General features: G+C 61.2%; 16 protein-coding genes and 2 pseudogenes. 8 read left to right on the top strand and 10 right to left on the bottom strand.

Annotated elements, in window-relative coordinates:
• Nucleotides 1–72: 72 nt before the first annotated feature.
• The 4 genes and pseudogenes from NMG70_RS27130 (at nucleotide 73) to NMG70_RS27115 (ending at nucleotide 3,683) form a co-directional block, all read left to right on the top strand.
• Nucleotides 73–1,818 carry an adenylate/guanylate cyclase domain-containing protein gene (locus NMG70_RS27130; RefSeq protein ID WP_254027345.1) on the top strand — a complete coding sequence of 582 codons (1,746 nt, stop codon included), beginning with the start codon at nucleotides 73–75 and terminating at the stop codon, nucleotides 1,816–1,818.
• Nucleotides 1,819–1,865: 47 nt separating this feature from the next.
• Nucleotides 1,866–2,392: pseudogene (locus tag NMG70_RS27125) on the top strand (cytochrome c).
• A gap of 126 nt (nucleotides 2,393–2,518) precedes the next feature.
• Nucleotides 2,519–3,271: pseudogene (locus tag NMG70_RS27120) on the top strand (tetratricopeptide repeat protein); the annotation flags it as partial.
• Nucleotides 3,272–3,326: 55 nt separating this feature from the next.
• A complete protein-coding gene (locus NMG70_RS27115; RefSeq protein ID WP_254027344.1) occupies nucleotides 3,327–3,683 on the top strand; it encodes a hypothetical protein in 357 nt (118 codons plus the stop codon).
• A 186-nt stretch (nucleotides 3,684–3,869) separates the two neighbouring features.
• On the opposite strand, the gene NMG70_RS27110 is transcribed toward NMG70_RS27115, so the two are convergent.
• The 8 genes from NMG70_RS27110 to NMG70_RS27075 all read right to left on the bottom strand — a co-directional run bounded on the left by NMG70_RS27110 (nucleotide 3,870) and on the right by NMG70_RS27075 (nucleotide 13,108).
• Complete coding sequence (locus tag NMG70_RS27110) at nucleotides 3,870–4,604, bottom strand: GntR family transcriptional regulator (protein ID WP_254027343.1); 735 nt, start codon at nucleotides 4,602–4,604, stop codon at nucleotides 3,870–3,872.
• 133 nt (nucleotides 4,605–4,737) lie between these two features.
• Nucleotides 4,738–5,655 carry a succinate--CoA ligase subunit alpha gene (gene sucD / locus NMG70_RS27105; protein WP_254027342.1) on the bottom strand — a complete coding sequence of 306 codons (918 nt, stop codon included), beginning with the start codon at nucleotides 5,653–5,655 and terminating at the stop codon, nucleotides 4,738–4,740.
• On the bottom strand, nucleotides 5,655–6,854 hold the full coding sequence (gene sucC / locus NMG70_RS27100; RefSeq protein WP_254027341.1) for an ADP-forming succinate--CoA ligase subunit beta: 1,200 nt from the start codon (nucleotides 6,852–6,854) through the stop codon (nucleotides 5,655–5,657). The genes sucD (NMG70_RS27105) and sucC (NMG70_RS27100) overlap by 1 nt, the downstream gene beginning before the upstream one ends.
• 88 nt (nucleotides 6,855–6,942) lie before the next feature.
• A complete protein-coding gene (locus tag NMG70_RS27095; protein WP_254027340.1) occupies nucleotides 6,943–9,069 on the bottom strand; it encodes an acetate--CoA ligase family protein in 2,127 nt (708 codons plus the stop codon).
• A gap of 131 nt (nucleotides 9,070–9,200) precedes the next feature.
• Complete coding sequence (locus tag NMG70_RS27090; RefSeq protein WP_254027339.1) at nucleotides 9,201–9,905, bottom strand: TerC family protein; 705 nt, start codon at nucleotides 9,903–9,905, stop codon at nucleotides 9,201–9,203.
• A 3-nt stretch (nucleotides 9,906–9,908) separates the two neighbouring features.
• A complete protein-coding gene (locus tag NMG70_RS27085; RefSeq protein WP_254020715.1) occupies nucleotides 9,909–11,426 on the bottom strand; it encodes a tripartite tricarboxylate transporter permease in 1,518 nt (505 codons plus the stop codon).
• Between the two features lie 40 nt (nucleotides 11,427–11,466).
• The gene (locus tag NMG70_RS27080; RefSeq protein WP_254027338.1) at nucleotides 11,467–12,024 is read right to left on the bottom strand and encodes a tripartite tricarboxylate transporter TctB family protein; all 558 of its coding nucleotides are present in this window, start codon (nucleotides 12,022–12,024) and stop codon (nucleotides 11,467–11,469) included.
• A gap of 85 nt (nucleotides 12,025–12,109) precedes the next feature.
• On the bottom strand, nucleotides 12,110–13,108 hold the full coding sequence (locus tag NMG70_RS27075) for a Bug family tripartite tricarboxylate transporter substrate binding protein (protein WP_254027337.1): 999 nt from the start codon (nucleotides 13,106–13,108) through the stop codon (nucleotides 12,110–12,112).
• A gap of 517 nt (nucleotides 13,109–13,625) precedes the next feature.
• Between NMG70_RS27075 and oxc the strand changes: the two genes are divergently transcribed.
• The 4 genes from oxc (at nucleotide 13,626) to sucD (NMG70_RS27055) (ending at nucleotide 18,814) form a co-directional block, all read left to right on the top strand.
• The gene (oxc, locus tag NMG70_RS27070; RefSeq protein WP_254027336.1) at nucleotides 13,626–15,365 is read left to right on the top strand and encodes an oxalyl-CoA decarboxylase; all 1,740 of its coding nucleotides are present in this window, start codon (nucleotides 13,626–13,628) and stop codon (nucleotides 15,363–15,365) included.
• A gap of 11 nt (nucleotides 15,366–15,376) precedes the next feature.
• Nucleotides 15,377–16,651: a formyl-CoA transferase gene (gene frc / locus NMG70_RS27065; RefSeq protein ID WP_254020711.1), complete on the top strand. Its 1,275-nt coding sequence runs from the start codon at nucleotides 15,377–15,379 to the stop codon at nucleotides 16,649–16,651.
• A 103-nt stretch (nucleotides 16,652–16,754) separates the two neighbouring features.
• Entirely contained in the window at nucleotides 16,755–17,936 is a 1,182-nt protein-coding gene (gene sucC, locus NMG70_RS27060) for an ADP-forming succinate--CoA ligase subunit beta (protein ID WP_254027335.1), read from the top strand.
• Entirely contained in the window at nucleotides 17,933–18,814 is an 882-nt protein-coding gene (gene sucD, locus NMG70_RS27055) for a succinate--CoA ligase subunit alpha (RefSeq protein ID WP_254020709.1), read from the top strand. Before sucC (NMG70_RS27060) ends, sucD (NMG70_RS27055) begins: the two co-directional genes overlap by 4 nt.
• 54 nt (nucleotides 18,815–18,868) lie before the next feature.
• Here sucD (NMG70_RS27055) and NMG70_RS27050 read toward each other — a convergent pair whose 3' ends face one another.
• Together NMG70_RS27050 and NMG70_RS27045 are read right to left on the bottom strand one after the other, a co-directional pair.
• Nucleotides 18,869–19,642, bottom strand: coding sequence for a fumarylacetoacetate hydrolase family protein (locus NMG70_RS27050; RefSeq protein ID WP_254027334.1), 774 nt, complete (start codon nucleotides 19,640–19,642; stop codon nucleotides 18,869–18,871).
• 167 nt (nucleotides 19,643–19,809) lie between these two features.
• Nucleotides 19,810–20,829, bottom strand: coding sequence for a 2-dehydropantoate 2-reductase (locus NMG70_RS27045; RefSeq protein WP_254027333.1), 1,020 nt, complete (start codon nucleotides 20,827–20,829; stop codon nucleotides 19,810–19,812).
• Between the last annotated feature and the right edge of the window lie 552 nt (nucleotides 20,830–21,381).

Genomic DNA, 21,381 nt, shown 5'->3' with positions numbered 1-21,381 from the left:
TTCCAGCCCCAGCACCGTCATAGATTGTTGGCTAAGAATGCTCTACTCTCTGTGACGGGAGGAAATCGGGGCATGGAACGCCGCCTCGCCGCCATTATGGACGCTGACGTGGTCGGCTATTCGCGTCTGATCCGGTCCGATGAGGATGGCACGCTCGCGGCGCTCAAATCTCTGCTTACTGACCTCATTGGGCCGAAAATCGCGGAACATCATGGGCGCGTCGTCAAGTTCATGGGTGATGGGGTGTTGGCAGAGTTCGCCAGTGTCGTGGAGGCGGTGAGAGCCGCCGCCGAGATGCAGCAGGCTCTAGCTGAACGCAATGAAGTCTTACCGAAAGGGCAACGTATCGAGTTCCGCGTCGGCGTAAATCTGGGCGACGTGGTGATCGATGGCGACGACATCCACGGAGATGGTGTCAACGTCGCTGCCCGTTTGGAGGGATTGGCGGAACCGGGCGGTGTTTGCGTATCGGCGGCAGTCTATGACCAGGTGCGCGATCGCATTGAGTTGCCGTTCGAGGATCTGGGGGAACAGCGGGTCAAGAATATCGACCGGCCGGTGCGCATCTGGCGCTGGGTTCGTGACACCGTGGCGTCGTCGCCCAGTGTTGATCAGATGCCGCTCCCGGAACGACCATCGATCGTGGTCCTTCCCTTCAACAACATGAGCCGCGATCCCGAGCAAGAATACTTCAGTGACGGCATCACTGAGGATATCATCACCGATCTCAGCAAGGCATCCGGCCTGTTCGTCGTCGCGCGCAACTCGGCTTTCGTCTACAAAGAAAAGACATTCAGTGTCCCTCACGTATGCCGCGAACTCGGCGTCAAGTTCGCTGTCGAAGGCAGTATTCGAAAGGCCGGCGACCGGGTTCGCGTCACCGCCCAGCTGATCGATGGCACAAGCGGCGGACATCTCTGGGCCGAGCGCTACGACCGTGACCTCACTGACATTTTCGAAGTCCAGGACGACATCACGCAACAAATCGTTGCTGCGCTGAAGGTCAGGCTCAGCGAGGCGGAGAAATCCTTGATTGTCGAGGGCGGCACGAAAGACGTGAACGCCCACGATCTCTTTTTGAGGGGTCGCGAGCTGATCCTTGGGCTCAAGAGAGATCGTGAGATGTTCGATCAATCGACCACCTGTTTCCGTCGGGCGATCGAGATCGATCCGTCCTACGCCGCCGCTTATGCGGGTCTGGGCATGGCCTATATCCTAGATTATCAGAACCATTGGACCGACGCGCCCGAGAGGTCACTTGATCAAGCCGATCGCTTCACAGCCCAAGCGATCGCCAGGGACGAGCAGGACCCCTTCGCCCATTATGTCGCCGCAATGGTGGCCATGTTCATGAGGGACTATGAGCGATGGGCCCATGAGGCCGACCGGGCGTTGTTGCTAAATCCCAACTACGCTCCCGCGCTCAACATGCGGGGCACCGTTCACATTTATACGGGAGAGCCGGCGAAAGCCATTCCCATGATTGAACGGGCGATACGCCTCGATCCGATTTCACGACAGCAGCACGTACACTTCCTGGGCACCGCTTATTTCGTAGCCGGCGATTACGAGACTGCGGCGGCTTTGTTCAGGGATCGTATCGCGCTCAATCCCACCACGGACTTGTCGCGCGCGTTCCTCGCCTCAGCATTGGGCCACCTTGGCAAATTGGACGAGGCCGGCGAAGTTTGGCGCGAACTCAAGGAAATCAATACGAGGTACTCCCCCGTCGAGCATATCGGCCGTTTGCCGTTCAGGGATCCCTCGGATGCCGAGAAGTTTACCGTTGGCCTGCGCAAAGCGGGGCTAGTGCAGTAATGACGCCACAAAGCCCGGCCGCGTTGCGATAATGAAAGGGAGGAACGATGCTTCGGACACCAGTTCGCCTCGCGTTCTTGACCGCGTTGTTAGCTGCGCTTTCTTTGGTCACAGCCATTGCCGACGACGCGCAGATTAAGCGCGGCGAATACCTCGTCACGATCGGCGGATGCAATGACTGCCACACGCCGGGTTACTTCTTCGGAAAGCCCGACATGTCGCGCTTCTTGGCGGCTCGGACGTAGGCTTCGAGATTCCTGGTCAGGGTGTTTTTGTCGGCCGCAACATCACGCCAGACAAGGAGACCGGGATTGGCAGTTGGACCCCCGAGCAGATCGTTGCCGCGATTCAGACGGGCGAACGGCCGGACGGCCGCATCCTTGCGCCGATTATGCCTTGGCACGCTTTTGCGCATATGACGGCCGATGACGCAACGGCGATCGCAGCGTTCCTTCAAAGCGTGAAGCCGGTGGGCAACCAGGTCCCGGGCCCGTTCAAACCGGGGGAAAAGGTCTCGAGCTTCATGTTCCGGATCATGCCGCCGGGCGAAACCGCAGCCGCGGCGCCGAAATAGGCCCGGGTCCGACCAGCAACGAAATTCGGCGTCACGGTCTCGAATCCGAGGGTGTGGCAGGGCAGTCATTGCCCAGACATGCGCGTCGGCGGCGTCCCTGTCACCGTCGAAGTTGTGAACGGGCGGGCGGAGTGGTTCGATCGCGACCTGACCGACATTTTTGCCGTGCAGGACGACGTCACACAGCAAATTGTCGACGCGCTCGCACTCAACCTGACGGAGGGCGACCAGCAACGGCTTGCGACCGAGCAAACCGACAACCTGGAGGCGTATGACTGCTTTCTGCATGGCCGAGAGCAGGTGTGGCGGTTCACGAAGGCGGAAAACATCCAGGGCCGGGAACTGTTGCAGCGGGCCATCGAACTCGACCCGAAATTCACTCCCGGCTATGCGTTCCTCGCCTTCGCAAACATGCTGGACTACAGAAATCAGTGGAGCCCGTCGTGGCCAACAGCATTGGCGCAAGCGGAAAAGTTTGCGACACGGGCAGTAGCGCTCGACGATGGATATCCTTGGGCGCATTGGGCGCTGGGCATCGTCGAAGTGTTTTCGCGACGGCACGACGTGGCCATCCGCGAGGCTAAACGCTTGATCGCCCTCGCTCCCAATCTTGCCCAGGGGCACGAAAATCTCGGCTATGCACTGCATTATTCCGGCAGGTCGGCGGAGGCACTCGCGTGTTTCGACCGGGCAATGGCCTTGAACCCGTATTATCCGGACGTATACCTCCACTTCCAGGCACAAGCGATGTTCCAGTTGCGCAGGTACCAAGAGGCAATCGGCATCCTGAAGCGGCGACTTGTGCGGAACCCTGGCACCGACGTATCACGTGCGCTCCTGGCGGCGAGCTACGGCCATTTGGGCCGCTTCGTTGCCGCCGATCACCGCCCGCATCTCCGGGGACCCTTTCGAGATCCGGGGGCTTGAGCTACGTGTGACAGATGCCATCAACAAGTCGGAGAACATTGACGAAGAGACCCAAATCATTTCATTTGATATTGATTTCATTGTCTTTTTCGCGGGGCCAAAATCAAAAGCCTTCCCGTATCCTCCCGCCACCGACGGCCCGACCATATTGAAAACCACCGATACTTGGCTAGGGGACCTTCACCCCAGGCGGTTCGAACATGCGGGGCACCCGCTCGCGCGGTTTCGCGATTGGCTAGACGGTGAGCGTCGATGGCGTGGAAGATCAGGAGCGACAGGTGGCGATCCACTTCTGAGCATGAAGGATCAACCAGCATTCCATAACCGTCCTTCGCATCCGGCAGAGCGCTGCGTGAGCGCATGATCGAAGACATATCCGTGCGTGGCTTCACCGAGGATACGCGCCGTGACTCCACGCGTTGCATGAAGGCGCTTGGGGCCTTCATCAGCCGCTCGCCCGACTCGGCGACGGCAGAAGATCTTCGACGGTTCCAGTCGCAAAAGACGCGGGCCGACATACGACCGTCAGGCTAAACTTTGCAACACAATCCTAGGTCCAAATGCCCTCGCTGTGCTTTTCGACATAGGCCGCAAGACCCAGCGTATGGTCGCGGCAAAGCTGCTCTGCCAGTTCAGTGTCTCGCTTTTCCAGCGCGTCAATGATCGCCAGGTGATCTTTGATGGATTGGCTTGCCCGATCGTCACGGCCGATTGTGATCTTGCGGATACCGCGCACATGCAGAAGGATGTTCTCCGTCATTTCCTGCAGGATCTTCGAGCCGGTCATCTTGATCAGCGTCTGGTGAAACTGGATGTTGGCTTCCGAGTATTCACTGAGATAGTCCGCCGGTTTGTGACCGTCATGGAACTTCTCGAAAATCTTGCGAAGCTGCTCAATCTCCTTGCGGCTTGCGTTGAGCGAAATCAATCGCGCGGCCATTCCTTCGAGAGCCGCCCAAACCTGGATCATTTCGATCACTTCCTGTTTGGTCTTACGCAGCACTACGATGCCGCGGCGAGATATCGACTTAACAAAGCCCTGCTGCTCAAGCATCGCGATCGCCTCGCGGATTGGCGTTCGGCTCACCCCTAGGCGCTCCGCGAGTTGACGCTCGTCGAGCCACGTGTCCTCGGTGGTGCCATAAACATCCATATTGGCGATCGCTTCCTTCAGCGTCGCGTAAATACGTCTCTTGAAATTGGGCTCGGCGGCCAACGGCCCCAATACGAGTCCGGGAGTCGCTTCTTCGGCAAGCGGCCAACGCGTTTGGCTTCTCCCACTCATGACAAGGCACCTCTCGTTTGAAGTCGAACTGGCATGTATCTGGCATGTATAATGCCATATCTGTTGAGGTACGGTCATTCTCAAGGATGAAACGAGTTGTCCAGCGTTATCGCTTGCCTCCCCAACCAGGCGGTCAGCCGGCCTTGGAAAGAATCGGCTGACGCGCCGGCCCCCCCAGCAGTTCGGCCAGCGTCGTACCGAGGCGCGCTGGTGTGGGCGAGATACGGATTCCTGCCGCCTCCATCGCCGCGATCTTGTTTTCGGCGCCGCCCTTGCCGCCGGAAATGATCGCGCCGGCATGGCCCATACGGCGTCCGGGAGGGGCGGTGCGGCCGGCGATAAAGCCGACCGTCGGCTTGGAGCGCCCGCGCCGGGCTTCGTCACGCAGGAACTGCGCGGCCTCCTCCTCGGCCGAGCCGCCGATTTCGCCGATCATAACAACGGATTCGGTGGCGGGATCGGCAAGGAACAGTTCGAGCACTTCGATGAATTCCGTTCCCTTGATCGGATCGCCGCCAATGCCGACCGCCGTGGTCTGACCGAAGCCCTGCTTCGAGGTCTGGAAGACGGCCTCATAGGTGAGCGTGCCGGAGCGCGAGACGATGCCGACGGAGCCCTGCTCGAAGATCGAGCCGGGCATGATGCCAATCTTGCATTCGCCCGCAGTGATCAGGCCCGGGCAGTTCGGCCCGATCAGCCGCGACTTCGAGCCGGAGAGCGCGCGCTTCACCTTTTGCATGTCGAGCACGGGGATGCCCTCGGTGATGCAGACTATGAGCGGAATTTCGGCCTGGATCGCTTCGCAAATCGCGTCGGCCGCACCGAAGGGCGGCACATAAATGACTGTCGCATCCGCACCCGTTGCTTCGCGCGCCTCCATCACCGTGTCGAAGACCGGGAGCCCGAGATGGCTCGAGCCGCCCTTCCCCGGCGAGACGCCGCCGACCATCTTCGTACCGTACTTGATCGCCTGCTCGCTGTGGAAGGTGCCGGTCTTGCCGGTGAACCCCTGGCAGAGTACGCGGGTGTTCCTGTCGATGAGAATGGACATCAGTTAAGCCCTCCGACGGCACTCACGATTTTCTGGGCGGCGTCATCGAGATCGTCGGCGGGAATGACGTTGAGCCCGCTCTGCTTGAGGATCTGTTTGCCGAGTTCGACATTGGTGCCTTCGAGCCGCACCACCAGCGGCACCTGGAGGCCCACTTCCCTCGCCGCCGTCACGACGCCTTCCGCGATCACGTCGCATCGCATAATGCCGCCGAATATGTTGACGAGGATACCCTTCACATTGGGATCGGCGGTGATGATCTTGAAGGCGGCCGCCACCTTCTCGGTCGTCGCGCCGCCGCCGACATCGAGAAAGTTCGCCGGCTCGGCGCCGTAGAATTTGATGATGTCCATGGTTGCCATTGCGAGGCCCGCGCCGTTCACCATGCAGCCGATATTGCCATCGAGCGTGACATAGGAGAGATCATATTTGGAGGCCTCGATCTCCTTGGCATCTTCCTCCGTCTCGTCGCGCAGAGCCGCGATGTCGGGATGACGCGCAAGCGCGTTGGAGTCAAAGCCAACCTTGGCGTCGAGGCAGCGCAATTTCCCGTCCTTCGAGACGATCAGCGGATTGATCTCCAGCATCTCCATGTCATTTGCGGTGAAGGCCGCGTACAGGCTTTCGGCTAGCGCCTGCGCCTGTTTGGCCAGGTCGCCGTCAAGCCGGAGCGCCTTGGCCACCGCGCGACCGTGATGCGGCATGACGCCGGTGGCTGGATCGACCGGGAAGGTGACGATTTTCTCAGGCGTGTCGCGCGCGACCTGCTCGATGTCCATGCCACCCTCGGTGGACACCACAAAGGAGACGCGGCTGGTGACGCGGTCGATGAGAAGCGACAGATAGAACTCCTGCTCTATTTCGGAGCCCTCCTCGACATAGATGCGGTTGACGTGCTTGCCGGACGGACCGGTCTGAAGGGTCACCAGCGTGTTGCCAATCATCTCGGCCGCGTCGGCGCGGACGTCTACAAAGGATTTGGCAAGGCGAACGCCGCCCTTGGCGTCGGCGGAAAGCTCCTTGAACTTGCCCTTGCCGCGCCCGCCAGCATGAATCTGTGCCTTCACGACATATACGCGACCGGGCAGCTTGCCCGCGGCCTCGGCGGCTTCTTCGATGGTTGTGGCAGCAAAGCCTTGCGGAACCGGTACGCCGAAGGACCGCAACACCTCCTTGGCCTGGTATTCATGGATGTTCATCGAGGAAAACCCCTGAAAGATTTGCACATTTCGAATGGCCCGGCGCGACGCGCCGGGGAGCGATGATGCGCCGAGATCCGGTTTCAGATCAGAGCAGGCCTGCACCCCGTGCCCATTTGTACTTGGCGCCGAGCACCTCGACGGGAAGTTCGGTCGAATAGGCGTAGGCTGGAATGCCATGCTGGTAGAGGTATTCAGCCGCCTCCTCGACCTCCACGTCGCCGGCCAGCGATGCGACCATCGGCTTTTCAATACCCTTGGCCGCCATCTCTTCCTTCACCTCGACCATCAGTTTTGCAAAGACCATCGGCGGCGTCACGATCGTGTGCCAGTAGCCGAGGATCAGCGCGTGAATACGGTCGTCCTCAAGCCCTAGCTTGACGGTGTTTTTGTAGGTCTGCGGCGGCTCGCCGCCGGTAATGTCGACGGGGTTGCCGGCAGCACCGAAGGGCGGAATGAATTTGCGGAATGCGGTATCCAGGTCGGCCGGCATCGACATCAGGCTCAGCCCGTTGTCCACGCAGGAATCCGACAGCAGCACACCGGAACCGCCCGCACCCGTGATGATGACGACATTCTCGCCCTTCGGCGTCGGCAGCACCGGCACTCCGCGCGCGAACTCGAGCAACTGCCGCAACGAGCGCGCGCGAATGACGCCGGACTGCTTAAAGACGTCCTCGTAGATCTTGTCGTTGCCCGCCAGGGCCCCGGTATGCGACGACGCCGCCTTCGCGCCGGCCGAAGTGCGCCCCGCCTTCAGGACGACGATGGGCTTCTTCTTGGACACACGCTTGGCCGCCTCGGCAAAGGCGCGACCGTCCTTCAGGTCCTCGCAGTGCTGGGCGATGATGCTGGTATGTTCGTCCTGCTCGAAGAAGGCGAGCAGGTCGTCCTCGTCTATGTCCGACTTGTTGCCGAGGCCGACGATTGCCGAAACGCCCATCTTCGCCGACCGCGAGAAGCCGATGATGGCCATGCCGATGCCGCCCGATTGCGACGACAGCGCCGCCGAACCCTTCACGTCATAGGCGGTACAGAAAGTGGCGCAGAGATTGGCGGGCGTGTAATAGAAGCCGTAAATGTTCGGCCCCATGAGCCGGACATTGTACTTGCGGCCTATCTCGACGATCTCTTCCTGCAGTTCCGGCGCGCCGGCTTCCGCAAACCCGGATGGGATCAGCACCGCGCCCGGAATGCTCTTTTCGCCGCACTCGGTGAGCGCGCCGGCGACGAACTTGGCCGGAATGGCGAAAACCGCCGTATCGATCGTGCCGGGCACATCCTTGACGCTGCGATAGGCCTTGTAGCCCAGGATTTCTTCGGCCTTGGGGTGGATCGGATAGATCTCGCCCTTGTAGCCACCATTGATGAGGTTCTTCATTACCGAATTGCCGATCTTGCCGTCCTCGGCGGAGGCGCCGATCACGGCAACGGCCTGCGGCCGCATGATGCGGTTCATTGCCTTGATGATGTCGTCTTGGCTGTGACGCGGGCGCGGTGCAGGCTGGTTGTAATCGACCACAATGCGCACATCCGCGGCAATCGCGCCGTCCTTGGTAGCGAAAACCGGATTGAGGTCGAGTTCGGAAATTTCCGGGTAGTCGTTCACGAGCTGCGAAACGCTCACGATCATGTCGGCAAGGGCGTCGCGATTGACCGGATCGCCCCCGCGAACGCCTTTCAACATCTCCGCCGCCTGGATGCCGTCGAGCATCGAAAGCGCCTCCTCGCGCGTTACCGGCGCAAGGCGGAACGTGATGTCCTTCAAGACTTCGACCAGCACACCCCCGAGGCCAAAGGCGACAAGTTTGCCGAAGGAGCCGTCGGTGACGGCGCCGATGATGACCTCCTGGCCGCCGGTCAGCATCTGCTGGACCTGTACGCCGGAGATCTGGGCATTGGCCTTGTAGGCCTTTGCGTTAGCGATGATCTTCTCATGGGCGGTCCGCGCCTCGTCGGCCGATTTGACGCCGACGATGACACCACCGGCTTCCGTCTTGTGGAGGATGTCCGGCGAAACGATCTTCATGACCACCGGGAAGCCCATGCCGGACGCCAGCTTGGCTGCTTCCTCCGCGCTGCCGGCGACACCCTCCTGCGGAACCTTGATGCCATAGACATCGCATAGCAGTTTGCCTTCCGGCGCGGTGAGCGCCTGGCGCTCCTCGGCCTTCACCTTGTCCAGCACGTTACGGACAGCGACTTTGTCGAGCATGATATCCTCCATGATGATCGCCGGTGGTGGGCGGTATCGTCGAATTCGAGCTACCGGCAGCACTTAGACGGAAGCCGTGTCGTTGCTTTGGCATTTTGTATACCAGAAGAAAGCTGTCAAGCCTTTCCTGTTCAGGGCGTTTGTCCCGCGGTTACTATCGCCGCGCGTCGGCGCAGCACTAGGCCGAAAGCCATCACGCCGATGCAGGTCAGATATGGAAGCGCCACAGGAAGCCACGAAACTTGCGCGGCAATCCATGGGCCGACAATCGGGTCATGTGCTGCGAGCCCGCCGGCGATCCAGCCGAGGAGCCCTGATCCGGCGACAGCAAGCAACGGAACGCGATCCAGCAGCCACAGCATCATGGCGCTGCCCACAACCATCAGCGGGATGGAGATGGCGATGCCAAGCGCAAGCAGCATCACGCTGCCTTTGGCCGCGGCGGCGACCGCGAGGACATTGTCCAGGCTCATCACCGCATCGGCGATGGCGACAATGCGGACCGCCTCCCAGAGAGTGGTCGCCTCGTGCTTTCCGGAGGCCGACGCCGTTCCGTCCTGTTCCGAGACGACGAGTTTGATCGCGACCCACACCAGCAGCAACGCGCCCGCAAACTTGAGAAGCGGAATCTCGAGCACATAGACGATGGCGGCGGCAAAGGCGATGCGCAAGGCGATCGCCGCCCCCGTGCCGAGCAGGATGCCCCATTTCCGTTGGTTTGTCGGCAACGATCGGCAGGCGAGCGCGATGACGAGGGCATTGTCGCCCGACAGGACGATATCGATGCCGATAATCTGCAGTAGTCCTGCCCCGAAAGCTGGCGTGCCGAATTCCATGGCTCAGGCTCCACCAGGCGAGAAGCGCCCTCCGCCCCGCAACTTGTCGAGCATGAGGGCAATGAGCGGCCAGAACAGCATGGCCAGGGCCAGGGAGCAGATCGAGCCCACGAGCCAGTTGGACCAGAAGATGGACATGTCTCCTTGCGAGATCAGCATTGATTGCCGGAACGAGCTTTCCGCCATGTCACCCAGTACGAGCGCGAGCACCAGCGGCGCCAGCGGGTAATGAAGCTTCTTGAACACGTAGCCGATGACGCCGAAGAACAGCATGATGACGACATCGAGAAAGGCGTTGTGGACGGTGTAGGCGCCGATGCAGCAGAGCACGATGATCACTGGCGCAATGATCGAGAACGGAATGCGCAGGATCGACGCCCAGAGCGGCACAGTCGTCAGGACGATCAGGAAGCCGATGACGTTGGAAAGATACATCGAGGCGATGAGGCCCCATACAAAATCCTTTTGCTCTATGAACAACATGGGACCGGGCTGCAGGCCCCAGATAAGCAAGCCGCCCAGCATCACCGCCGCGGTGGGCGAGCCGGGGATGCCGAGCGTCAGCATCGGGAGCAGCGCGCTTGTGCCTGCGGCATGAGCCGCCGTCTCTGGCGCCACCACGCCTTCGATCTCGCCCTTGCCAAAATTGCCCGGGTCCTTCGAAAAGCGGCGGGCGAGCCCGTAGCTCATGAACGAAGCTGGCGTTGCGCCACCTGGAGTGATGCCAAGCCAGCAGCCCACGGCCGCTGACCGCAGATAGGTAACCCAGAAACGCGGCAAGCGAATCCAGGTATTCATCACCGAACGCAGCGTGATGGTGGTGCTCTTGCCTCGAAATGACAGTCCTTCCTCCATGGTGAGTAGGATCTCGCCGATTCCGAAGAGGCCGATGACCGCGATCAGGAAATCGAAGCCACGCATGAGCTCGACCGTGCCGAACGTCATGCGCAGTTGTCCGGTGACCGAGTCTAGTCCCACGGCCGCCAGCGCAAAGCCGAGCGTCATGGCGGCCAGCACCTTGAACGGCGACTCGCGACCCATGCCGACGAAACTGCAGAACGTGAGAAGTTGTACGGCGAAGAACTCGGCGGGTCCGAAGCGCAACGCAAAGCCGGCTACCACCGGCGCGAGGAAGGTGATCACTATCACGGCAAGCAGCGCGCCGATGAAGGATGAGGTAAACGCGGCGGTCAGCGCCTCGTCGGCCTTGCCCTGCTGGGCCATGGGATGGCCGTCGAAGGTGGTGGCTACCGACCACGGCTCCCCGGGAATGTTGAACAGGACGGAGGTGATCGCGCCACCGAACAGCGCGCCCCAGTAAATCGAGGAGAGCATGATGATCGCCGCGGTGGGCGACATCGAAAAGGTGAGCGGCAGGAGTATGGCAACGCCGTTTGCGCCACCAAGCCCCGGCAATACGCCGATCAGCACGCCGAGCACAACGCCAACGCACATGTAGACGATATTCATGGGGTCGGCGAGAACGCCAAAGCCGTGAATGAGCGAAAGGAATGCATCCATGGGGATTTCGTCCTCGAATCTTGGTCTAGGGCCCGAATTCTCAGAAGCCGAGTGCAGCCTCCAGCGGACCTTTGGGCAACGGGATCAGAAAGGCGATCTCGAACAGCCAGAAGAGAACGAGGGGGATCGCGATTGCGACGGGCGCAGCCTTGCGGATCGAATATTTGCCCAACCACATCATGAAGAAACAGATGTAGAGAGCGGAGGCGATGTAGATGCCTACGTAGTACATCACAATGAGATACATGACCGTTGGCGCGAGTACCTTGGCCACCAGCAGAAGGGCCGGCTTGGTCACGAAATTGGAAAGATCGGCCGTGCGACTGAACAGGTTGATGCCGAAAGTCACTGCACTAGCCGCAAGCAGGATCAAGCCGATGAAGAAGGGAAAGTAGCCGGCCTGCGGACCGTCAAAGGCCCAGCCTGCACCCACGCGGACGCTGTCATACATGACGATCGCAGCGACCAGCATCAAGAGGCCGGCAACGACGAGTTCCATCGTTTTCATTGTAACCGTAAGCCCCGCGTCGCTGACCGGGGTGGTCTTTTCCCCGTCGCCGGGCAAGCTTTCGGGAACGAGGTTCTGCTCGCGCTCCATGAACATCCGTGCCTCCTATAGAAGGTGCTGTTGCGATATCGGGCGGGCGGTCCGAGGCTTTGCCGGCCCCGGACCGGTGGCGCCTTCAGTTGGCGGCGATAAAACCCGCTTTGGTCATCAGGTCCTTGTGCAACACGGCTGCATCAGCAACCCACTTTTTGTATTCATCCCCGCTCAGGAAGGTCTGAGTAAACGCGCCCTTCGCCATGAAGTCTTTCCATTCCTGGGTTTCGCGTACCTTTTGGAACAGCCCGACATAGTAGTCGACCGCTTCCTGGCTGACGCCCGGAGACATGAAGATGCCGCGCAGCATCTGGTATTCGATGCCGACGCCAGCTTCCTTGCAGGTCGGGATATCCTGCCATTTCGCCGTACCTTGTGCCTCGATACGCGAGGCGGCGAAGACACAGAGCGGCCGCAGGTTACCGGCTTGCCAGAAAGAAACAGCCTCGATCGGGTTGTTGACCGTTGAATCGATGTGCCCGCCGACCAGCTGCTTGGCGACGTCGCCGCCGCCCTTGAACGGCACATAGGTGAGCTTCTTGCCGGCGACCTGCTCGATCGCCACGGTGACGATCTGATCCTCCTGCTTCGAACCGGTGCCGGCCATCTTGAACTGGCTGTCGGCGCCCGCCTTCACGGCATCGACATAGTCTTTGGCGGATTGGTAGGGCGAGCTCGAATTCACCCACAGGACGAAGTTGTCGAGCGCCAGCATGGAGACCGGCGTCAAGTCTTCCCAGCTGAATGGCACGCCGGTGGCGAGCGGTGTCGTGAACAGGTTGGATAGCGTGATGATGATCTTGTGCTCGTTGCCGGCCGAGCCCTTGACATCCATGAAGCCCTCGGCGCCGGCGCCGCCGGATTTGTTGATGACTACCATGGGCTGATCCATAAGCTGGTGCTTCTGAATGACGCCCTGGATCATTCGCGCCATCTGATCGGCGCCGCCGCCGGTACCAGCAGGAATGATGAACTCGACGGTTTTCTTCGGTTTCCACTCCGCCCAGGACGGGCCTGCCGCCGCAAAACCAAAAATAGCCACCGTCGTCAGCGCCGTCGCCAGCGTCTTTGCAAGTTTCATGTTAGCTTCCTCCCAGGTTGCTGAATGGCCACGGCCGCCCGTTATTTTTTCCGTGCCGCTGTTAAGTAGAGCCTCCCGTTGCCCAAAGCCCAACTCTCGACGGGGCTAAATTCCTCCTCAGTTGGTATACTGAATGCCAAGGAAACGAACTGTAACAGACATCAGCCGCGAATCAAGCCCAGTTTTTGGCCGATTTCGCGGGTTTGACTTTTGGTATTTATTATGCCAGAGATCACTAACACCCGATCCGCAGAAAAGGGGTCTGGCGCTTCTCGTGGGGTGCCACGTCGCCAAGCGCCTGAGACGAAAGGGCAAGGGAGGACTTATGGTGCTCGTCGCCAAAGTTGAACAAGCACGATTGGGAGGCGACGACGTCATCCCGCGCGACAGCCACATCATAGACATCGTTGACGGTCGCTTCGACGCGGGATGAGGACCGCGCCAGGTGCGGACCGTTGTCCGCGCTCCAGGGAACATGGCGGAAATTGATACAGCGAAAGATCTGGGAGAGAGCGGAATGTCCGCGATGATACAAAGCATAGACGCGAATACAGCCGGCGCCGAGCATGAGCTCACCGACGGCTTCCATCTCATCATCGATGCGCTCAAGCTCAACGGCGTCAAGACGATCTACGGAGTGCCCGGCATCCCGATCACAGATTTCGGCCGCATGGCGCAGGCTGAAGGCATCCGCGTCATCTCGTTCCGGCACGAACAGCATGCCGGCAACGCGGCGGCGATCGCCGGTTTCCTGACGAAAAAGCCCGGCATCTGTCTGACGGTGTCGGCCCCGGGCTTCCTCAACGGCCTGACGGCGCTGGCCAATGCCACCACCAACTGCTTTCCAATGATCCTGATCTCGGGCTCGTCCGAGCGCGAGATCGTCGACCTGCAGCAGGGCGACTACGAGGAGATGGACCAGTTGGCCATCGCTAAGCCGCTCTGCAAGGCAGCCTTCCGCGTGCTGCATGCCGCCGACATCGGCATCGGCGTGGCGCGCGCGATCCGGGCCGCCGTTTCCGGACGTCCTGGAGGCGTCTACCTCGATCTGCCCGCCAAGCTTTTCGGCCAGGTGATGGACGCCGAGGCTGGGGCCAACTCGCTCGTCGAGGTCATCGATCCGGCCCCGGCCCAGCTTCCAGCTCCGGGCGCCGTGAAACGGGCCCTCGATGTGCTGAAGGGCGCCAAGCGGCCGCTGATCATTCTTGGCAAGGGCGCCGCCTACGCGCAGGCGGATGACCAGATCCGCGCCCTGATCGAAAAGAGCGGCGTTCCGTTCCTGCCGATGAGCATGGCCAAGGGCCTTCTGCCCGACACGCATCCGCAGTGCGCGGGCGCCGCCCGTTCCACGGTGCTGAAGGACAGCGACGTGGTCATGCTGATCGGCGCCCGCCTCAACTGGCTGCTGTCGCACGGCAAGGGCAAGACCTGGGGCGATGCGCCGAAAAAATTCATCCAGATCGATATCGAGCCGAAGGAGATGGACTCCAACGTCGAGATCGCCGCGCCGCTGGTCGGCGATATCGGCTCCTGCGTGTCGGCGCTTCTTGAGGGCATTGGCGACACATGGCAGGCTCCCCCTTCGGACTGGATCGACGCCGTCAATTCGAAGCGGGAAGAAAACATCGCCAAGATGGCGCCACGGCTGATGAAGAATTCGGCCCCGATGGATTTCCACGGCGCGCTCGGCGTGCTGCGGACCGTTATCCGGGAGCGGCCGGACGCGATCCTCGTCAATGAAGGCGCCAACACGCTCGATCTGGCGCGCGGCATCATCGACATGTATCGACCGCGCAAGCGGCTGGATGTCGGCACCTGGGGTGTCATGGGCATCGGCATGGGCTTCGCCGTGGCCGCCGCCATCGAGACCGGAAATCCGGTGCTCGCGGTGGAAGGCGACTCGGCCTTCGGCTTCTCCGGCATGGAGGTCGAAACCATCTGCCGGTACAATCTGCCGGTCTGCGTGGTGGTCTTCAACAACAACGGCATCTATCGCGGCACCGACGCCAACCCCACGGGCGGTACCGACGCAGCGACCACGGTGTTCGTCAAGGACGCGCGCTACGACAAGATGATGGAGGCGTTTGGCGGAGTTGGCGTCCACGTGACGACACCCGATGAACTGAAGCGCGCCGTCGACACGGCGATCGACTCCGGCAAGCCGACGCTTATCAACGCGGCGATCGACCCGGCCGCCGGCAGCGAGAGTGGCCGGATCGGCAATCTCAATCCGCAGAGCATATTGAAAAAGAAATAAGGAGCATGCCCATGAAAGCGCTTGAAGGCGTTCGCATCCTCGACTTCACTCATGTGCAGTCCGGCCCGACCTGTACGCAGCTCCTCGCATGGTTTGGCGCCGACGTGATCAAGATCGAGCGCCCGGGAACGGGCGACATCACGCGCGGACAATTGCAGGACATCCCCAAGGTGGACAGCCTGTATTTCACCATGCTGAACCACAACAAGCGCTCGGTCACCCTCGACACCAAGAACCCCAAGGGCAAGGAAGTGCTCGAGCGGCTCATCAAGGAATGCGACGTACTGGTCGAAAACTTCGGGCCAGGCGTGCTCGACCGCATGGGCTTTCCCTGGGAAACAATCAACAAGCTCAACCCGAAGATGATCGTCGCTTCGATCAAGGGCTTCGGCCCCGGCCCCTACGAAGACTGCAAGGTCTATGAGAATGTGGCGCAATGCACAGGCGGCGCGGCCTCGACCACCGGCTTCCGCGACGGTCCGCCCCTGGTCACCGGAGCACAGATCGGCGATTCCGGTACCGGGCTGCATCTCGCGCTCGGCATCGTCACCGCGCTTTATCAGCGCACCCACTCCGGCAAGGGCCAGCGCGTCACCTGCGCGATGCAGGACGGCGTGCTGAACCTCGCGCGCGTCAAATTGCGCGACCAGCAGCGCCTCGCGCACGGACCGCTGAAGGAATACAGCCAGTTCGGCGAAGGGGTCCCATTCGGCGCCGCCGTGCCGCGTGCCGGCAACGATTCAGGCGGCGGCCAGCCCGGCCGCATCCTGAAGTGCAACGGTTGGGAACAGGATCCCGACGCCTACATTTATTTCATCACGCAGGCGCCGGTGTGGGAGAAAATCTGCGACATCATCGGCGAGCCCACCTGGAAGACCGATCCGGAGTACGCGACGCCGCCAGCGCGCCTGCCGAAGCTGAACGCGATCTTCGCGCGCATCGAACAATGGACGATGACCAAGACCAAGTTCGAGGTGATGGAGATCTGCAACGCCGTCGACATCCCGGTTGGCCCGATCCTTTCCATGAAAGAGCTTGCCGAGGATCAGTCGTTGCGCGCCACCGGCACAGTGGTCGAGGTCGATCACCCGACGCGCGGAAAATATCTGTCCGTGGGCAATCCGATCAAATTGTCGGACAGCCCCTCGGAGGTGAAACGCTCGCCGCTTCTCGGCGAGCATACCGAAGAAATCCTCAGCCAAGTGCTCGGTTATGACGATAAGGGGATAGCCGAATTGAACGATTCCGGAGCGCTCGGCATGCCGCGGCAGATCGCGGCCGAGTAATTCTTGCGGCTAAAATGGATGGCGCTTGCCACCGATTGAAGCTGGCCGACGCAGGCTGAGCTTCCAACGTGTCGACAGCAAACGGAATAAGGGAGAGGCGGCCGTGAACCTGCACGAGTTCCAGTCCAAGATCCTGCTGTCGTCCCGCGGCGTGCACGTGCCCGAGGGGAAGGCTGTATCGACGAAAGAGGAGGCACGGGATACAGCGCGTGACCTCAAGGCAGCGGGCTTTGCAGTCAAAGCGCAAATCCGGGCTGGCGCGCGCGGCCGTGCCGGCGGCGTGCGTCTCGTCTCCTTGCCGGAAGAGGCGATGGCTGCGGCAGGCGATCTGCTTGGTCGACGTCTCGCTACCGAACAGACGGCGCCAACTGGCCACCTCGTGCGCAAGGTCCTGGTCGAAACCGCCGTAGAGCCCCTGCAAAGCCTCTATCTTTCGCTTTTTATCGGTGCCGCAACCGCCGAAATCGTCCTTCTCGCAGCGTGTGAAGGGGGCGACGATATTGAGCAGAGGATTCAGAACGGGCAAACCCGGTTCGAGCGGCTCGCCCTTGGCGCGGAACAGACGCTCGACAAAACGGCGGCGGCCGGGCTGGGCGCTCGTCTGGGCCTCGCCGCAGGCTTGATTCCGCCGTTCGTCGAGCTTCTCGGGCAACTGCGGGACGCCTTTTTGGAACTGGATGCCACCTTGATCGAGATCAACCCTCTTGCTGTGGTCGAACCAGGCCGTTTCGTGGCGGTGGATGCCAAGATCACGATCGACGACAATGCACTGTTTCGGCATCCCGACCTGATGGCGTTGCGGGAAGAGTCCGAGAGCGACGCGGTTGAGGTTGCGGCGCAAAACCGCAACCTCAACTATCTAGCTCTCGATGGCGATATCGGGCTTGTAGTCAATGGCGCGGGGCTTGGTCTCGCGACGCTCGACATGGTACGAGCAGCCAACGGCAGGCCAGCGAATTTCATGGACATCCGCACCACCGCCACCAGTCTTGACGTGGCCCATGGCTTTGCTCTGCTACTCGGCAATCCAGCGGTGCGATCGATTCTGGTCAATGTCCATGGCGGCGGCATGCAACCTTGCGACACGATCGCGGACGGCCTCGGCATCGCCATGCGCCGGAACAGGCGCTCATTGCCCATCGTCGTGCGCTTGGCCGGCAACAATGCCGAGTACGCAAGGTTCCGTTTTGCCAATTTCGGCTGCAAGGTGATCGACTGCCCGGATATGTGGACAGCGGTGACGCGTGCTGTCAGTGCTGCACAATCCGGAGAGAGCCAGCCATGACCATTCTCGTCGACCACGATACGCGTGTTATCTGTCAGGGCATGACCGGCTGGGCCGGAACGCACTATTCCGCCGCGATGCTCGAATACGGCACTCGCATCGTCGGTGGCGTGAGGCCAGGCAAGGCCGGCACCCGTCACTTGAACCTGCCGATCTTCGACACCGTTGCTGCAGGGATGGCCGAAACGGACGCAAATGCCAGCATGGTGTTCGTGCCGCCAAGCAACGCAGCGGCAGCCATGATCGAGGCGATCGAGGCGGGCATGCCATTGGTCGTGGCGTTGACTGAGCGTGTTCCTGTGCGGGACATGATTCGCGTGCGCGATGCCCTTAAACAGGGTGCGACCATTTTGGTTGGGCCGAACTCGCAAGGCGTCCTGGCTCCAGACGTCTGCAAGATCGGCGTGATGACGACCGGCCGGGCGCGCAGAGGCACCATCGGCATCATGTCGCGCTCCGCCTCGCTGACCAGTGAAGTGATCGCACAAGTGAGCGATGCCGGTCTTGGCCAGTCGACCACCGTAGGCATCGGCGGCGACGCCATCCACGGACTAGGCATGCGCGAATGTCTGGAACTTTTTCTCGCAGATCAGGACACGCGCGGCGTGGTCGTTATCGGCGAGATCGGCGGCTCGGAGGAAGAGGAGCTGGCAGATTTCGTCGCAGCAGTTAAGCCCCGGATTCCGGTGGTCGCGCTCATCGTCGGCCGTTATGCACCGATCGAACACCGCATGGGGCATGCAGGTGCCATCGCGCAGGGTTTGGCCGGGGACGCCGAGAGCAAGATTCGTGCGCTTCAGGCCGCGGGCGTCATCATAGCGGAGAGCCCGCACTTGGTTGGCGCGACGATGCGCGAAGCGTTGTTCGTCACCGCCTGAGGTCTCCCCTCCCGCTGGAACTGCCCCCGAAAGGCACATGCCTCAAGCACGCCGTCACTGAACAATTGTATTGCACAGCGTACCTATTCCCTCGATCGTCACCGAGACGGTACTTGCCGCGTCCTTCAGCGAACCGACGCCGAGCGAGGTGCCACAGCAGATCAGGTCGCCCGGCAGAAGGGTCATGTCTTTCGAAAGAGCGCTGACGAGACGCTCAGGCCGAAAGATCATGTCGTCGAGCGGATAGTTCTGCCGCTCCACACCGTTGACTTCGGTCCGCACGCTGAGCCCGCTCAGGTCGAGATCAGTGGCGATAATAGGGCCGAAAGGCCCGAAACCGTCGAAACTCTTGGCGCGCGCCCACTGCGCGAAGTTCTTGTCGCGCGCGATGATGTCGCTTGCAGTGAGATCATTGACGCAGGTGTAGCCGAAGATTGCCGCGGCCGCCGCCTCGTCGGAAGCGTTCGCGCAGATGCAGCCGATCACAATGCCGAGTTCACCTTCGAAGACGATGCGTTCGGCATATGACGCCGGCCGGCTGATGACGGCGCCGGGTGCCGCAACGCTTGAAACCGCCTTCAGGAGGTAAAGCGGCTCCACCGGTTCTGGCACAGAGAGCTTGGCAACGAGTTGCCGGAAATTGTTCCAGAGCGCAATGATTTTAGAGGGCTGGCAGGGCGGCAGCAGCCGCACCGCGGTGAGCGGGCGGCGCACGTACGTTGGCTGTGGGTCGTCGAACATCGTTCCGGTGTGGACCAAAATGTCCTCGCCCATAAGGCAGCCGAAGCGCTCCTCGCCGTCATCCTCAAACCGGACCCACTGCGACATCTTTCCCTCCCTAGCCTGGCCACATGCTCCCGCGCACCTTTGCGCGATCTCAGTGATCCAACAGCCTTGGTGATTTCTTGGTCGACTTCTTAGCGCCGGCCAAGAGCATCATGATGGACCTTGTGCGGCGAAGCCGCAGAGGGCTCTCGCCCAGGCGGCAAAAGAACTCAGGAAGCCATCCGCTGTTTGGCCGGATGTTCTTTGGGAAAGGTCGGGTAGAGCCCTTTCACCCTCCCCATCTGCTGGGCAAGCCCAAGGACGCTGTCGATGAAAGGTGTCTCGATGCCGGCAAGCCTCCCCATTTCCTGCACAGAGGTAAGGAGCGCGTCGAGCTCGATGGGGCGGCCCTTGTCCACATCCTGCAGCATGGAGGTACGGTGAGCGCCGACACCGGCCGCGCCACTGATCCGACGCTCCACATCGACACGGAAAGTTGCGCCGAACTTCTCGCCAATCCCCTGCGCCTCTAGCATCATGTTTCGCGCCAGAGCGCGGGTGCCCGGATCGGTGGCAACAACATCCAGCGTCGCCCCGGTCAGCGCCGAGATCGGATTGAAGCAGAGATTGCCCCAGAGCTTGATCCAGATGTCGTTGCGAATGTCGTCATAGAAGCGCGGCGTGAGGCCGCCGGCCTCCATTGCCGCCGCGAGCCGCTTCACGCGCTCGCTGTCGCTGCGATCCGGCTCGCCGAGGCCGAACTGATTGCCGTAGATATGCCTGACGACGCCAGGCTCGGTAATTTCGGTTGCGGGATAAACAGTAGCCCCGATCGCACGCTGGGGACCGATGACGTTCCACTGCCGGCCGCCGGGGTCTACGCTCTCGAGCCGCATATCGTCGAACTTCGACCCGAGACCGTAGAAGTACCACCAGGGAATGCCGTTCTGCGCGGTCACGACAGCGGTATGGGGACCAAGCAACGGCACCATCTGCTCGGCCGCCTCCCAGGCCTGATGCGCCTTGAGCGCGACGATGACATAGTCCTGGGGGCCGAATTCGCGCGGATCGCTGGAAGCGGCCATATGCTGCACGATCTCCTCGCCTTCCTTGACAAGCCGGAGACCGTTCTGCTGGATTGCCCTCAGATGAGGGCCGCGGGCAATCAGCGAAACCTCAGCGCCACCGGCTTTCAGCATCACCGCCAAATAGCCCCCGATGGCCCCTGCCCCATAGATACAGATCTTCATCCTTCCTCCTCCATCCCTGACACTCACGGTCTCAGCCTACGAGCATGAAACAGGCGGATTCATTCCCCTTCGACGTCTTTTGGGTAAGCTGTCGGCAGCGCTCCCCCAAGACCCGTTCCACCCGCGCTTCGGATTATCATGCCTACCAACTCTGGTATACATTATTCCAGAAAGTACAAAGTATCAATCCCCCGTCTGCCGCCGTAGGGCGATGCTATTCGTTTAGACCTGCGAGTGATCGGTCCTTGGCTGGGGATGCTCTTAGTACCGTGGTAGTGGCTTACGCTAGCATTCCGATGTTCGAGACACTCGGCGCCATTGCGCCAGTGTCTCCACTTGGGAGTTCGAATTGGCTGCCCCATTTGGGCGATAATCCTGTCGGCGACGCGCCAAGCCCTGGCCATGATGGTCAGTGTGGGGTTGGTGCCCGTCCCAGTCGGGAGCGTGAGCTCTCTACCACGTGGCGGTTCTCCGCCTCATGCGCCCGGCACCACTTTTAAAGCGTCGACGTATCGGCGCCGTCGCGCCTGCGGGCGAGTAGCGGCTCAAGCT

Origin of the sequence: Mesorhizobium ventifaucium (assembly GCF_935822925.1) — a bacterium.
Classification (GTDB): domain Bacteria; phylum Pseudomonadota; class Alphaproteobacteria; order Rhizobiales; family Rhizobiaceae; genus Mesorhizobium; species Mesorhizobium ventifaucium.
The sequence above is the reverse complement of the archived record's forward strand: the minus strand, read 5'-3'. Positions and strand labels throughout refer to the sequence as shown.

What these genes read in the sequence shown, in the direction of transcription:
- NMG70_RS27075 (WP_254027337.1), bottom strand. Translation starts at nt 13,108, where the DNA reads ATGAAACTTGCAAAGACGCTGGCGACGGCGCTGACGACGGTGGCTATT.
- NMG70_RS27045 (WP_254027333.1), bottom strand. Translation starts at nt 20,829, where the DNA reads ATGAAGATCTGTATCTATGGGGCAGGGGCCATCGGGGGCTATTTGGCG.
- NMG70_RS27130 (WP_254027345.1), top strand. Translation starts at nt 73, where the DNA reads ATGGAACGCCGCCTCGCCGCCATTATGGACGCTGACGTGGTCGGCTAT.
- NMG70_RS27095 (WP_254027340.1), bottom strand. Translation starts at nt 9,069, where the DNA reads ATGCTCGACAAAGTCGCTGTCCGTAACGTGCTGGACAAGGTGAAGGCC.
- sucD (WP_254020709.1), top strand. Translation starts at nt 17,933, where the DNA reads ATGACCATTCTCGTCGACCACGATACGCGTGTTATCTGTCAGGGCATG.
- NMG70_RS27080 (WP_254027338.1), bottom strand. Translation starts at nt 12,024, where the DNA reads ATGGAGCGCGAGCAGAACCTCGTTCCCGAAAGCTTGCCCGGCGACGGG.
- sucD (WP_254027342.1), bottom strand. Translation starts at nt 5,655, where the DNA reads ATGTCCATTCTCATCGACAGGAACACCCGCGTACTCTGCCAGGGGTTC.
- oxc (WP_254027336.1), top strand. Translation starts at nt 13,626, where the DNA reads ATGTCCGCGATGATACAAAGCATAGACGCGAATACAGCCGGCGCCGAG.
- NMG70_RS27085 (WP_254020715.1), bottom strand. Translation starts at nt 11,426, where the DNA reads ATGGATGCATTCCTTTCGCTCATTCACGGCTTTGGCGTTCTCGCCGAC.
- frc (WP_254020711.1), top strand. Translation starts at nt 15,377, where the DNA reads ATGAAAGCGCTTGAAGGCGTTCGCATCCTCGACTTCACTCATGTGCAG.
- NMG70_RS27050 (WP_254027334.1), bottom strand. Translation starts at nt 19,642, where the DNA reads ATGTCGCAGTGGGTCCGGTTTGAGGATGACGGCGAGGAGCGCTTCGGC.
- NMG70_RS27090 (WP_254027339.1), bottom strand. Translation starts at nt 9,905, where the DNA reads ATGGAATTCGGCACGCCAGCTTTCGGGGCAGGACTACTGCAGATTATC.
- NMG70_RS27110 (WP_254027343.1), bottom strand. Translation starts at nt 4,604, where the DNA reads ATGAGTGGGAGAAGCCAAACGCGTTGGCCGCTTGCCGAAGAAGCGACT.
- sucC (WP_254027341.1), bottom strand. Translation starts at nt 6,854, where the DNA reads ATGAACATCCATGAATACCAGGCCAAGGAGGTGTTGCGGTCCTTCGGC.